Origin of the sequence: Streptomyces sp. NPDC058291 (assembly GCF_042880855.1) — a bacterium.
Lineage (GTDB): Bacteria > Actinomycetota > Actinomycetes > Streptomycetales > Streptomycetaceae > Streptomyces.
Genome location: NZ_JBHVYK010000060.1, coordinates 37,538 through 51,480, shown reverse-complemented (window position 1 = coordinate 51,480; position 13,943 = coordinate 37,538). Strand labels below are relative to the sequence as shown.

The 13,943-nt window shown below is 70.1% G+C and carries 10 protein-coding genes and 2 pseudogenes; 6 read left to right on the top strand and 6 right to left on the bottom strand.

Annotation, left to right across the window (positions count from 1 at the left end; genetic code table 11):
• From ACFVYK_RS26580 to ACFVYK_RS26560, 5 genes are all read left to right on the top strand, one after another.
• Positions 1-915: hypothetical protein (locus ACFVYK_RS26580; RefSeq protein ID WP_389778321.1), on the top strand; the 915-nt coding region annotated here is incomplete at its 5' end.
• Positions 916-1,190: 275 nt separating this feature from the next.
• Complete coding sequence (locus ACFVYK_RS26575) at positions 1,191-2,303, top strand: aliphatic sulfonate ABC transporter substrate-binding protein (protein WP_389778319.1); 1,113 nt, start codon at positions 1,191-1,193, stop codon at positions 2,301-2,303.
• 9 nt (positions 2,304-2,312) lie between these two features.
• Positions 2,313-3,125, top strand: coding sequence for an ABC transporter ATP-binding protein (locus ACFVYK_RS26570; RefSeq protein WP_389778318.1), 813 nt, complete (start codon positions 2,313-2,315; stop codon positions 3,123-3,125).
• Positions 3,112-4,014 (top strand): ABC transporter permease, encoded by a 903-nt coding sequence (locus ACFVYK_RS26565; RefSeq protein WP_389778316.1) that lies wholly within the window; start codon positions 3,112-3,114, stop codon positions 4,012-4,014. Before ACFVYK_RS26570 ends, ACFVYK_RS26565 begins: the two co-directional genes overlap by 14 nt.
• A 6-nt stretch (positions 4,015-4,020) precedes the next feature.
• A complete protein-coding gene (locus ACFVYK_RS26560) occupies positions 4,021-4,770 on the top strand; it encodes a sirohydrochlorin chelatase (RefSeq protein ID WP_389778315.1) in 750 nt (249 codons plus the stop codon).
• A gap of 596 nt (positions 4,771-5,366) precedes the next feature.
• Here ACFVYK_RS26560 and ACFVYK_RS26555 read toward each other — a convergent pair.
• Complete coding sequence (locus tag ACFVYK_RS26555; RefSeq protein ID WP_389778314.1) at positions 5,367-6,389, bottom strand: ketopantoate reductase family protein; 1,023 nt, start codon at positions 6,387-6,389, stop codon at positions 5,367-5,369.
• A gap of 343 nt (positions 6,390-6,732) precedes the next feature.
• Positions 6,733-7,281, bottom strand: a complete 549-nt coding sequence (locus tag ACFVYK_RS26550; protein WP_389778312.1) for a DUF1697 domain-containing protein — start codon at positions 7,279-7,281, stop codon at positions 6,733-6,735.
• A gap of 394 nt (positions 7,282-7,675) precedes the next feature.
• Here ACFVYK_RS26550 and ACFVYK_RS26545 point away from each other — a divergent pair, with 394 nt between their 5' ends.
• A complete protein-coding gene (locus ACFVYK_RS26545) occupies positions 7,676-9,943 on the top strand; it encodes an MMPL family transporter (RefSeq protein WP_389778310.1) in 2,268 nt (755 codons plus the stop codon).
• A gap of 112 nt (positions 9,944-10,055) precedes the next feature.
• Here ACFVYK_RS26545 and mgt read toward each other — a convergent pair.
• The 4 genes and pseudogenes from mgt to ACFVYK_RS26525 form a co-directional block, all read right to left on the bottom strand.
• Positions 10,056-11,295: pseudogene (gene mgt, locus ACFVYK_RS26540) on the bottom strand (macrolide-inactivating glycosyltransferase).
• A gap of 78 nt (positions 11,296-11,373) precedes the next feature.
• Positions 11,374-12,648: an ABC transporter substrate-binding protein gene (locus ACFVYK_RS26535; protein WP_389778309.1), complete on the bottom strand. Its 1,275-nt coding sequence runs from the start codon at positions 12,646-12,648 to the stop codon at positions 11,374-11,376.
• Entirely contained in the window at positions 12,648-13,481 is an 834-nt protein-coding gene (locus ACFVYK_RS26530; protein WP_389778308.1) for a carbohydrate ABC transporter permease, read from the bottom strand. Before ACFVYK_RS26530 ends, ACFVYK_RS26535 begins: the two co-directional genes overlap by 1 nt.
• Positions 13,478-13,699 (bottom strand): annotated as a pseudogene (locus tag ACFVYK_RS26525) (sugar ABC transporter permease); the annotation flags it as partial. The pseudogene ACFVYK_RS26525 and the gene ACFVYK_RS26530, both read right to left, overlap by 4 nt.
• Positions 13,700-13,943 lie beyond the last annotated feature (244 nt).

Genomic DNA, 13,943 nt, shown 5'->3' with positions numbered 1-13,943 from the left:
GCCCTGCTCCGCGTCCCGCACGTGGTGCTCGCCGTCAACAAGATGGACCTCGTCGAATATCGCGAAGCCGTTTTCGCAACGATTGCCGAGGAGTTCACGGCGTACGCCGGCGAACTGGGCGTTCCCGAGGTCACCGCCATTCCGATCTCGGCGCTCGCCGGGGACAACGTGGTGGATCCGTCGCCGAACATGGACTGGTACGGCGGGCCGACCTTCCTGGAACACCTGGAGACCGTGCCCGTCGGCCACGACCAGACGCACGGTCACGCCCGCCTGCCCGTCCAGTACGTGATCCGGCCGCAGACCGCCGAGCACCCCGACTACCGGGGATACGCCGGCCAGATCGCGGCGGGCACGTTCCGCGTGGGCGAGCCGGTCACGGTGCTGCCGTCCGGCCGTACGTCGACGATCTCCGGGATCGACCTGCTGGGCGAGCCGGTCGACGTGGCGTGGACGACCCAGTCGGTGACCGTGCTGCTCGCGGACGACATCGACGTCTCGCGTGGCGACCTGATCGTGCCCACCAAGGACGCCCCACCCACCACGCAGGACGTGGAGGCGACCGTGTGCCACGTGGCCGACCAGCCGCTGACGATCGGCCACCGGGTCCTGCTCAAACACGGCACCCGCACGGTCAAGGCGATCGTCAAGGACATCCCGTCCCGGCTCACGCTCGACGACCTGTCCCTGCACCCGCACCCGGGACACCTCGTCGCCAACGACATCGGCCGGGTGAAGATCCGCACCGCCGAGCCACTGCCTGTGGACTCCTACGCCGACTCCCGCCGCACCGGCTCCTTCATCCTGATCGACCCGTCCGACGGCACCACGCTCACCGCGGGCATGGTCGGCGAATCGTTCGCCGCGCCGGAGCCGGTCAAGGACCTGTCCGACGACGACGGCTGGGACTTCTGAATCATGCACTCAACCGATTTCTACTCGACGTTCGCGAAGGAGGGCGGCCGTGTCGGCAGCGGCGCCCTCGGGAGCGGGCAGGGCGGGGTGGCCCGATGTGCGCTCTGACGTACGCGCACTGCCTGCGCGCCCCGTCCCCCCACCCTTCCCCCCATGCTCCACTTCGCTCGCAGGCGAGGGGATCCGCACCCCGGAAGCGACGAAGACCCTATGCCGATTTCCCGGCCACGACCTGAGAGGCCGTGACCGCCGGGCCAACGAGAGGAACCCCTCCCGTGCCTGCCAACCGCTCTGCTCTTCTTCGCCGCTCCCTCGCGGCCGCAGCAGCCCTCCCTCTGCTCACCCTCGCCGCCTGCGGCTACGGCTCCGACGCCAAGGACGACAACGCCAACGAGAAGGTCGTCGCCGGGTCGGAGAAGATCGAGGGTCTCGACACCGTCAAGATCGGCTACTTCGGCAACCTCACCCACGGGACCGCGCTGGTCGGCCGTGATCAGGGCATCTTGCAGAAGGCGTTGGGCGCTACCAAGGCGTCGTACGCGACCTTCAACGCGGGTCCTTCCGAGATCGAGGCGCTGAACGCCGGTTCCATCGACATCGGTTGGATCGGCCCGTCCCCGGCGATCAACGGTTACACCAAGTCCGACGGCAAGAGTCTGCGCATCATCGGCGGTTCGGCGTCCGGCGGCGTGAAGCTCGTCGTCAACCCGGACAAGATCAAGTCCGTCAAGGACGTCAAGGGCAAGAAGATCGCTACCCCCCAGCTCGGAAACACGCAGGACGTCGCGTTTCTGAACTGGGTCGCGGAGCAGGGCTGGAAGGTCGACGCGCAGAGCGGCAAGGGTGACGTCACGGTCGTCCGCAGTGACAACAAGGTGACGCCCGACGCCTTCAAGGCAGGCTCGATCGACGGCGCCTGGGTGCCGGAGCCGACCGCGTCGAAGCTGGTCGCCGAAGGCGGCAAGGTGCTGCTCGACGAGGCCTCGCTGTGGCCCGACAAGAAGTTCGTGATCACGAACATCATCGTGTCGCAGAAGTTCCTCAAGGCGCACCCGAAGGTCGTCGAGGCCGTGCTGAAGGGCTCGGTCGAGGCCAACAAGTGGATCAACGCCAACCCGGCGAAGGCGAAGGCCTCGGCGAACAAGCAGCTGGAGGCCGACTCCGGCAAGGCGCTGCCGGCGAACGTCCTGGACCCGGCGTGGACGTCGATCCAGTTCATCAACGACCCGCTGGCCGCCACGCTCAACACCGAGGCGGAGCACGCGGTCAAGGCGGGCCTGCTGAAGCAGCCCGATCTCAAGGGCATCTACGACCTGACGATCCTGAACAAGGTCCTCAAGGCCGAGGGCGAGGCCGCGGTCGATGACGCCGGCCTCGGCGCCAGCTGATCCCATCCGATGAGTTCCCAGGAGGTGACGACCATGGCCACGACCCTCGCCAAGGCCGCCGAGTCCGCTGAATCGGTGGACTACGCGGCACGCCTTGAGCACGTCTCGAAGTCCTTCGCGGGACCGGGCGGGCAGCAGCTCGTCCTGGACGACATCACTCTCGATGTCGCTCCCGGCGAGTTCGTCACCCTCCTGGGGGCCTCGGGCTGCGGGAAGTCCACGCTGCTGAACCTGGTGGCGGGGCTCGACGAGCCCACCGCCGGCTCCATCACCACGGACGGCCGTGCGGCGCTGATGTTCCAGGAGCACGCCCTCTTTCCCTGGCTGACCGCCGGCAAGAACATCGAACTCGCCCTGAAGCTCAGGGGAGTCGCGAAGCCCGACCGGCGCGGCAAGGCCGAGGAACTCCTCGAACTGGTCCGGCTGAAGGGCGCGTACGGAAAGCGTGTTCACGAGCTTTCCGGCGGTATGCGGCAGCGCGTGGCGATGGCTCGCGCGCTGGCGCAGGAAAGCCAACTGCTGTTGATGGACGAGCCGTTCGCAGCGCTGGACGCCATCACGCGCGACGTGTTGCACGACGAGTTGACCCGGATCTGGCAGGAGACGGGACTGTCCGTCCTCTTCGTCACGCACAACGTCCGCGAGGCGGTGCGGCTCGCCCAGCGCGTCGTCCTGCTGTCCTCCCGGCCCGGGCGGGTGGCGCGCGAGTGGACGGTCGACATCCCGCAGCCGCGCCGGATCGAGGACGCCCCCGTGGCGGAACTGTCCATCGAGATCACCGAAGTCCTGCGTGGGGAGATCCGCCGTCATGGCCAGCACTGAGACGAAGACGACGGAGCCCACGAAGCCGGTCTCCACCGCGCTGGCCGGTGTCGAGGCGGGCCTCGACGCGCTGGACGTCGTGACGCCCACCGCTCGCGTCCCTTTCCGGCGGACGTTCGTCGACAAGATCCTCCCGCCGATCATCGCGACCGTGCTGCTGCTGGTCGTCTGGCAGATCACCTTCAAGGTGGTCGACGACCCGACGAAGCTGGTCTCCCCGCTGGACGTCTGGCGCACGCTGCGGGACGCCTGGCTCCAGGGCGAGCTGCTCGGCTACATCTGGACCAGTGTCTCGCGCGGTCTGCTCGGTTTCCTCTTCGCCCTCGTCATCGGCACTCCCCTGGGTCTGGTGGTGGCGCGGGTGAAGTTCGTGCGCGCGGCGATCGGGCCGATCCTGTCGGGTCTGCAGTCGCTGCCGTCGGTGGCCTGGGTGCCGCCGGCCGTGCTGTGGCTGGGTCTGAACAACTCGATGATGTACGCGGTGATCCTGCTCGGCGCGGTGCCGTCCATCGCCAACGGGCTGGTGTCCGGCGTCGACCAGGTGCCCCCGCTGTTCCTGCGCGCCGGGCGCACCATGGGCGCGACAGGGATGCGGGGAACCGTTTACATCACGTTGCCGGCCGCGCTGCCGGGATATGTGGCGGGTCTGAAGCAGGGCTGGGCGTTCTCGTGGCGTTCGCTGATGGCAGCGGAGATCATCGCGTCATTCCCCGACCTCGGCGTCGGCCTCGGCCAGTTGCTGGAGAACGGACGCAACGCCAGTGACATGTCAATGGTCTTCGAGGCGATCCTCCTCATCCTGTTCGTCGGCATCGCCATCGATCTGCTGATCTTCAGTCCCCTGGAGCGGTGGGTACTGCGCAGTCGTGGTCTGCTGGTGAAGAGCTGAGGTCCCATGTCCAGGAAACCGGTTCTCCCCGTCCTCGTGGTGATCGCCCACGGCAGCCGCGACCCGCGGCACGCGACGACCGTCGACGCCCTGGTGCGGCGGGTACGGTCCCTGCGGCCCGGGTTGCGCGTGGAGACCGGTTTCTTGGATTTCAACATCCCGTCCGTGCACGGGGTGCTGGAGTCGCTTGCCGCGGAGGGCGTGCGTGAGGTGGTGGCTCTGCCGCTGCTGCTGACCCGCGCCTTCCACGCGAAGGCGGACATCCCGGCGGTCCTGCGGGACGCGCCTCCGCAGCTGCGGATCCGGCAGGCCGACGTACTCGGCCCGTCTCCGCTGCTGCTCGACGCCCTCGAACGGCGTCTGCGCGAGGCGGGGTTGACGCCCGCCGAAAAGTCCTCGACCGGGGTCGTGCTGGCCTCGGCGGGGTCCACGGACCCAGAGGCGATCGCAGTGATCGCAGACATCGCGCGGGAGTGGCGGCGCACCGGTTGGTGTGCCGTGCGGCCTGCGTTCGCCTCCGCATCTCTTCCGCGCACCGAGGACGCGGTCCGGGAACTGCGGGCACTGGGCTGCCCGCGTGTCGCCGTCGCACCGTACGTCCTGGCTCCCGGCTTCCTGCCGGACCGTATCGCGCGCGGCGCGGCCGAGGCGGACGTCCTGGCCGACGTCCTGGGCCCGGCACCGGAGGTGGCGCGGGTTCTGTTGCGGCGCTACGACTCGGCGCGGACGCCGGTGCTGGCGGCGATCGGAGCCTGACCGGCCGGTCAGCCGGCCGGCGCGCACGCGGCGCCGCTGCCCTCGCGCGGGGAGGAACTGCTGACAGCGGACGCCGACAGAGGACGGCGCAGGAAAGTCTTGCGGCAGGCGGTTACGAACCTCGGGGACAGGCGGCGGGCGGCTAACGTTCAGCAACCCGTTCCAGGCGGCTTGCTGGCGCAACCCACGTAACCGGTTACTGTTCGGGCCCACTTCCCCGCCGACTGCAACCCGTTATCTCAAGACGCGGGGCGCAAGGTTGGGCTCAGGCTGAGGGCGCCGACGATTTCTGCGTGGCGAGCACGGCGAGCGGCGAGCGGGCAACAAGTCAGCAACCCATTGCGGGCTTCTTGCTGCGCGCAACCCTTCGTAATCGGTTACGGCCAGACCGACCGCCGCCGCCCGCAACCCGTTACCGCCTCCCCCACCACCAGCGCCGGGACCCGACCCGGACCGCCCACCCCGCCGCTCGACCCCGAGGCCGGACGCGACGCCTGAACCGTCCCCGGCCCCGCCTCGACTGTCACTCAGCCGGCCAGCCTTCAGCCCGCTGGGCCGTCCCCCCTCGCCTCGACCGCCACTCGGCCGGTCTGCCGTCAGCCCGCTTGCACTGACCCGACGGCGTCGTCCGCCAAGCGGATGAGGTCGGGCAGCGGCAGGGAACCCGGCGCCTTCCGCTCCCTGGCGAACTCGTTGGCAAGCCGTTGCAGCAATTCGTTCAGCGGGGTGGGTACGCCGTGGAGACGGCCGAGGAGGGCGATCTCGCCGTTGAGGTGGTCGGCCTCGATGCTGCCCGCGCCGCGGCTGAGGGACTGCCAGGAGGAGCCGCCGCCGCGGGGGACGCCGTCGAGGGGGACCAGGGTGACCTTGTCGCCGCGTACCGCCCGCTGTTCCTTTGCACCCGTGTACGCGATGCCCGCCGCATCGAGGACGGCCGCGCCTTCCGCCCGGACCCGGGCGAACAGCGCCTCGGCGGAGGGGTCGGCGACCGGCCCGCTCACCGCTTCCAGAGCGTTGCCGAGGTTGGACAGCAGTTTGGCGTACTGCCAGCGCGCGACGTCCGGTACGACGGGCGCTTCGAAGTGCGCCTTCTCCAGGTCGGCGGCAATGCGGCGGGCCGTGTCGTCGGTGCCGTGCGGGTAGCGGCCGAGATGGAGGATGCCGGTGAGCGGCGTGCCCGCGGCGGAGACCACACCGGGTTCGATGTGCGTCGAGGGCAGCCAGACGCAGACGGCGTAGACGTGCCGGAAGCGGCGCAGGGCCAGCCGCGGGCTCTCCACTCCGTTCTGGGCGCAGACCAACGGCAGTCGCTCGGCCGCCGTGCCGCCGCCCGCGACCGGAGCCGGGCCCCAGACCTGAAGCGCCGCCTCGCTGTCCTGGGTCTTGACGGCGAGGACGAGGACGTCGTCGGCTCGCAACGTGCCGAGCTCGTCCGGTCCGGCGACCACGGGCAACCGGTGTGTCAGTTCACCCTCGGGCACTCTGAGCCGTAGTCCGCCCTCGGCGAGCGCCGTCCGGTGCGCGCCGCGCGCGACCAGGACGACCTCCTGCCCGGACTCCGCCAGCCGCCCGCCGACCGTTCCGCCGATCGCCCCTGCCCCGATGATGATGTAGCGCATGGGACGAGCCTCGCACAGCCGCGCCGGCGCATGCGACGCCGTTCGGGAAGCGGGTCGATGCCCGATCGCCGGGCATGCCGTGCGCGTGCACAGCAGGGCGATCCGTCACCTCACCCTCACCAGTAAGGGCGGTCAACCGCTTCCACCGTCGCGATCCGCCGCCCCTCGGCCTGTAGCGAGGTGAAACCGCTTTCTTCCACAGCCCAGCACCCCTCCCCCTGCAGTGATTCGTAACCGGTTTCCACCGCCACGGCCCAGCCCTCAGCACCCCGGCACCCGGCACCCCGGCACCACGGCAACCCGGCTCACCGGCTCACCGGCACCCAGCACCCAGCACCCAGCGTCAAGGTCGCGTCATCTCCACCAGTTTCACGACGGTGTTCCAGTTGCGGGTCGTGGCGATGAGGCCCTTGTTCAGGCGGGGCCTGGCCAGTTGCTCGGCGAGTTTGGAGCGGCCCAGTCCCTCGGGGGCGTACAGGTACAGGGCGCGGTCACCGAGTCGGAACTCCTCGGGGAGGAGGGCGGCCCGGTCGATGTCGGCGTAGCGCTCTTCGTCGAGGGGGGCGGAGCAGTAGGTGACGTGGAGCTGTTTGGCCGTCAGCTCGGCGGCGGGAAACGGGCAAGCTTCAGCAACCGTATTCAGATAAGCGTGGTCGCGGACGATCACGTCGACGGCGAAGCCGAACCGTTTCTCGATGGCCGCCGTCAGACCGGCCGCGAGGCTGTCCTCGTCGCCGTGCGCGCTGGAGAAGACGACCTGACCGCTCTGCAGGTAGGTACGCACGTCGCCGTGGCCGAGTTCCTCCAGCAGGGCGCGCAGGTCGGCCATCGGGACCTTTCTGCTGCCGCCCACGTTGATGCCCCGCAGCAGGGCCGCGTACGTCGTCGTCATCCGCCCACCATAGGCGGCCGTCGTGCCCCGTGGGGGTGGGCGCGACGGCCGCGGCCGGGGCGGGGAACCGGTACGAGACTCTGGCCGATCGGCGGGCTGCGGATCAACACCCGGCGGACTTCTCCACAGGCCTGTGACGCGTTGAACAAACTCCCGCAATCACCGATCCCTCCGTCGGCGGTCGACTGCACCCTGATCGCCGTCCCCGAGGTCGCCGGATAGATGTAAGGGGCCGCCGTCCTCCCCAGCGGTGAGACGACGGGGTCCGACGGGAGGAGTCGAGCGGCCCGCACGTCACCGGGCAGCACGAGGAGATGGCCTTATTCGGCCCATACCTTGGATCGAAAGGTGGCGGCAGGGAGTCGGCACCGAACCACAAGGGGGCAGGCCCGTCATGGGGAACGGAGACATACGGGTGCGGGGCATCGCCGCGCGGGCCGGCGGCTGGAGCGCCCGGCATCGATGGGCCGCGGTGGGCATCTGGGTGCTGTTCGTCGTCCTGGCCATGGGGATCGGGTCGGCGGCGGGGACGGTCGAGGTCAAGGAGAGCGATCAGCTCGGGGGCGAGACCCGTACCGCGGCCAGGATCATCGAGGACGCCGGGATCGACGAGCCGGCCAGTGAGACGGTCCTCATCCAGTCGAAGGACGGCTCGGTCAAGGCCACGGACGCGGAGTTCAGGGCCGCCGTCACCGCGGTCGTCACGGCCGTCGACAAGACCGGCCGGGTCACCGACGTGACCTCGCCGTACGACACGAAGACGATCTCCAAGGACGGGCGAAGCGCGCTCGTCCGGTTCGACATGCGCGGCGACTCCGACACCGCGGGCGACCGGGTGGAACCGGTGCTCGACGCCGTGGACGGCGTCCAGAAGGAGCACTCCTCGCTGCGGATCGAGGAGATCGGCGGCGCCAGCATGGCGAAGACGTTCGACGACGCGTTCGGCGACGACTTCCAGCAGGCCGAGTACTCCGCGGTGCCGGTGGCGCTGGGCATCCTGCTGATCGCCTTCGGCGCGCTGGTCGCGGCGTTGCTGCCGGTGGCCCTGGCGATCACCGCGATCATGGCGACGACGGGTCTGATGAGCATCGTCAGCCACTTCCAGCCGATGGACGACACCGCCAGCTCCGTGATGCTGCTGGTCGGCCTGGCCGTGGGCGTCGACTACTGCCTGTTCTACCTGCGCCGCGAGCGCGAGGAGCGAGCGGCGGGACGTGATCCGGAAACCGCTCTCAGGATCGCCGCCGCCACCAGCGGCCGCGCCGTGATCGTGTCCGGGGTCACCGTGTGCGTGGCGATGGCGGGCATGCTGTTCACCGGGCTCGCCACGTTCGAGGCGATGGGCCTGGCCTCCCTGATGGTGGTCGCGGTCGCCATGGTCGGATCGGTGACCGTGCTGCCGGCGCTGCTGTCGCTGCTCGGCGAGCGGGTGGAAAAGGGGCGGCTTCCGTTTCTGCACCCGGACCGGCGCCGCCGCACGGCGGGCCACCGACCGAGCGACGAGGGCAGCCGGTTCTGGAGCGCGGTGCTGAAGGTCGTCCTCGCCAAGCCCGGCGTCTCGCTGGTGGTGGCGGCCGGCGCGCTGCTGGCCATCGCCGCTCCGGCGGTCGGCATGAAGACCCAGAACCTCACCCTGGACCAGGAGTTCGGCGGCTCGCTGCCCATCGTGCAGACCTACAACCGGGTCAACGACGCCTTCCCGGGCGGCTCTGATCCGGCCGAGGTGATCGTCAAGGCGAACGACATCAACGCTCCCGAGGTGCAGACGGCGCTGGAGCAGTTCCGGCGGCAGGCGGTCAGCTCGGGCGCCTCGCGCGGCCCGGTCGAGATCAAGCTGCACGACGCGCAGAACGTCGCGTACGTGTACGTACCGCTGGTCGGCGGCTCCGATCTGGACAAGGCGGGCGCGAGCCTGGACAGGCTGCGCGACGAGGTGCGACCCGCCACGCTGGGCGAGGTCGACGGTGTGCAGGCGCCGATCACCGGACAGGTGGCGGGTTCGAAGGACTTCAACGACCAGCTGGCCGGAGCCGTCGCGCCCGTCTTCGCGTTCGTGGTGCTCTTCGCCTTCCTGCTGATGCTGCTGTCGTTCCGTTCGCTGACGATCGCGATCACCTCGATCGTGCTGAACCTGCTGTCGGTGGGCGCGGCCTACGGCATCCTCGTGGCCGTCTTCCAGCACGGCTGGGGAGCGTCGCTGGTGGGGGCGGAGGGCGTCGGCGCCATCGTCACCTGGCTGCCGCTGTTCCTCTTCGTGATCCTGTTCGGCCTGTCGATGGACTACCACGTGTTCGTGGTCTCGCGGATCCGTGAGGCGCGGCTGCGGGGGCGTACGACGAACGAGGCGATCCGGCACGGCGTGGTGACCACGGCGGGCGTGGTCACCAGCGCCGCCGTCATCATGGTCGCGGTGTTCGCGATCTTCGGGACGCTGTCCATGCAGTCCATGAAGCAGATGGGCGTGGGCCTGGCGGCGGCGGTCCTGATCGACGCGACGATCATCCGGGGCGTGCTGCTGCCGGCCGTGATGGCGCTGCTCGGCGAGCGCAACTGGTTCCTGCCGAAGTGGCTGCACCGGTTGCCCGACCTCACCCACGACGAGGCGCCCGAGGCGATCGCTCCGGCGGCCCGCGACGACGAGGGCGAGCGGTTGACGGTTTGACCCGCCGGAGCCCGAAAGCCGAGGGCTCGTCGACCTCCCCGCGGGAGTCGACGAGCCCTCACTCGTCGCTGCGGGCACAGCGGTCGCCGCGTTCGGGTCGGCGATCTCCTCGTCAGCCGGGGAGCGCGGCCTCGATGAGGTCGGCGGCGCGGCGCGTGCCGCCCTCGGTCGCCATCTCGGCCTGGATCGCCTGGAGTCGACGCGCCACCTCGGCGTCGTCGACGAGTGCCAGGGCGGCCTCCCGCAGGGCCTCGGCCGTCGCCTTGGCCGTCGGGATCTGCCGGGCCACGCCGAGGCCCGCCAAGACGTCGGCGTTGCCGAACTGGTCCACGGCCTGGGGTACGGCGATCATCGGCGTGGCCGTGGAGAGGCCTTCCTGGCTGCCGCCGGCCCCGGCGTGCGTGACGAACAGGTCCGCCTGCCTGAGGATCGCCAACTGCGGCACCCAGGAGTGCACTTCGACGTTCTCGGGGACGTCGCCCAGCGTCGCGGGGTCGACGTGTCTGCCGATCTGGAGCACGAGGCGCCAGCCGGGCAGGTCGCCGAAGGCCCGCACGCACTCCCGGTAGAAGTCCGGCCGGTCGGTGAAGCTCGATCCCAGGGACACGAGAACGACCTTCTCCGCGTCGGCGGGCCGGGTCCACTCCCCTTCGGCGGCCCGGTCGCCCTGGCACGCGCCGACGAACGTGTACACGCTCTCGTCGACCCGGTCGGCGCAGGGCTGGAGCGCTCTGGGGATCAGCACGAGGGAGCGGGCGGGGCGACCGGTGAAGGGGTCGGGGTGCTCGGTGATCCCGTTCTCCTCCAGCCAGGCCTGGAAACGGGCGTAGTAAGCCTTTCCGCGCTCGGTCTGCCTCGGTTCGGCCCACATCGGTTCGGCGACCTCCTCCTCGTATCCCTCCCAGGCCACGAGGTTGGGCGAGAGGGAGATCGCGGGGACGCCCCAGCGGTGGGCGAGGACGCGGGCCGGGTACGAGGTGATGTCGTGCAGCACCAGATCCGGACGGTCCTCGTCGTAGGCCTCGATCAGCTGAGGCAGTGCCTGGATCGCGTCGTCGAGGAAGGGCTCCACGTTGTCGAGGAGGGTGCTGCCCCAGGCGGCCGGGGCGTCGTCGGGCGTGGGCAGGACGGAGTTCCACGGCTTGACCTCGGCGCCGGTGGCGGCGACCTTCTCGGCGAGGACGGGCGGGATCGCGTACGTCACCCGGTGCCCGCGTGCGACGAGTTCACGGATGACTTCCAGGCTCGGGTTCACATGGCCGTGCGCGGCGATGGAGAACATGGCGATATGGGCGGGGCGACTGGACATGGCATCGACCGTATGCGAGACGATACGTCTCGTGCAACTGGATGGGGGTGGTCGCCCCGCCGCAACGACCCGTGTCACCGGCCCCGCCCCGCACCGACCCGGGTCGCCTCGCACCGGCTGCTCAGCGCTGGTAACGGGCCAGTACCAGGTTTCCGTCGTTCTCCAGGCGCTCGCGCAGTTCGCCGAGGCCGATCGCCCCGCTGTAGTACTCCTGGAAGGCGGGGGTGGCGACCTTGTCCTTCCACTCGGGGTAGCCCCGCACGAACTGGGCGGGCGCCGGGCGCAGGTGCGCGGCGAGGGCGGCGCCGGTGGCCCAGTCGTCCTTCGAGGTGTGCAGGGCGGGGTCGGCGAGCGCCTGGGCCCCGGTCGGAAGCATCCAGTCGCCCAGCGCGAGGCGCACCATGTTCTTCGGCCGGAGCAGGAAGTCGATGAACGCCGCGGCCTCCTTCTGGTGACGGCTGTCCTGGGCGACCGACAGGGTCTGCGGGCTGACGCCCTGGGCGGTTCCGTCGGCGCCCGCCGGGGCGGGCAGCACCTGCCAGTCGAACCCCTTCGGCGCCTGCTGCACGATCTGCTGGCGGTAGGAGAACCCGAGCGGGACCATCGCGTACCGGCCTCCGAAGAACCCCGGCAGCGTGTCGGAGCCGCCGCTGCCCAGCGTGGTGGGCGACGCGCTGCGGTCGACGCCGACCTGGTCGTGGACGGTGCGCGGGACGACCGCGTCGCCGTCCTCGAAGCGGACGGTGACCCGGCCGTCCGCGTCTTGGTGGAAGAGCTGCCCGCCGGCCGACAGGGAGAGGTTGAGGGTGGCGGAGACGGGCTCCTTCAGCGGCCAGGCCACACCGTACTTTCCGTCTCCGCTGAGCCGGCGGGTGATCCGCCGGAACTCCGGCCAGGTCCAGGGGTGTTCGGGGGTGGGGATCCGCACGCCGGAGCGCTTCAGCCAGGACGCGTTGGCGACGAGGACGCGTGGTTCCTGCAGGAACGGCACGCCGTAGACGCCGTCGCCGAACGTCGTCGTCTGCCAACTGCGAGAGGGGATGTCCGACTTGAGGCGGGCGGGCAGCAGGTCGGTCAGGTCGGCGAGGTAGCCGCCGTAGGCGAAGTCGGCGAGGTCGTCGGAGGCGTCATGGATGACGTCGGGCGCCTCGCCGCCCTCGAAGGAGGTCAGCAGCTGGTCGTGCACGCTGTCCCAACTACCCTGCACATACTCGACCTTGACGTCCGCGTGCGTCGCGTTCCACTGTGCCACCAGTTCCTTGTTGGCGGTGACGGACTCCTCCTGCCAGGCCAGGGACTGAAAGCGCAGGGTGACGGGGCCGTCGTCGCGGCCGCCGTCAAAGGCGCAGCCCGCGAGGAGGAGCAGCAGCACCACGGTGAGCACTCTCGCGCGCATCAGCTCTTCACCGCCCCGGCGAGCATGCCGCCCGTGATCCGGCGCTGGATGAGCGCGAAGACGACCAGCGAGGGCAGGGTGGCGAGGAACGCGGCGGCGGCCAACGGTCCGAGGTCGGCCGCCCCCTCCGCCCCGATGAAGTGGGTCAGCACGACCGGCAGCGTCTGTTTCTCAGGCGTTTTCAGCAACACCAGGGCGAAGAAGAACTCGTTCCAGGCCGTGATGAACGCGAACAGCGCCGTCGCCACGATCCCCGGAGCGAGCAGGGGCGCGGTCACCGAGACGAGCGTACGCAGCCGGCCCGCGCCGTCGATCGCCGCCGCCTCCTCCAGTTCGACGGGGACGGCCCGGACGTGTCCGACGAGCATCCACAGCGCGAACGGCAGCGACCACACCACGTACACCGTCACCAGTCCCGGCACGGAGTCGATGAGCCGCAGCGTCTTCAGCACCAGGAACAGCGGGATGATCACCAGCACGAAGGGGAACGCCTGGCTGACCACCACCCACGCGGACGCGGCCCTCGCGAGCCGGGTGCGCCGGCGGGCCATGACGTACGCCATCGGCGTGGCGAGCGCGACGGCGATCACGGCGGCGCTCAGCGCGGTGGACAGCGAGGTGAACGCGGCATGCAGCAGCGGCTGTTCGTCGAAGGCCTGGCGGAAGTTGGCGAGGGTGGGGTCCTTCGGGATCCAGGTGGGGTGCAGGCTGCCCAGGTCGCGGGGCGGCTTGAACGCGACGGACAGCAGCCACAGGAACGGGAAGACGAGGAAGCCGAGATAGGCGAGCAGAGCGGTGTACTGGCCGGCGCGGGCCGCGGGGCGGGTCCTCATGCTCCGTCGCCTCCCCTGATCCGGCCCACCAGGAAGAGGGCGAGGAACACCGAGATCACCGCGACCATGACGCAGCCCATCGCCGCCGCGTAGCCGAACTGGCCGTAGCGGAAGGCCTCCTCGTAGGCGAAGAGCATGGGCAGCCGGGTACGGCCGCCGGGTCCGCCGTTGGTCAGCACGTAGACCAGGGCGAAGCTGTTGAAGTTCCAGATGAAGTCGGTTCAGATCATTCGGGCGGACCGCTCATCTCAGGCTCTCAAGTTACGCAAGGCCTAGGCCAGCATCTATGCCCGACAGGGATGCCCAGTCATGGACAGGGGTAGCCAGGTGTTGCCACGCTTCTTTCCCACTCGTTTCCCAGTGGCAGACTGGGCGCGGCGGCACACAAAAAAGCGCCGGGCCCGGCTCCCCTGGGGACGCCCTCGGAGGCGATGGACGGGGAGCCGGGCCCGGCTTCTATTG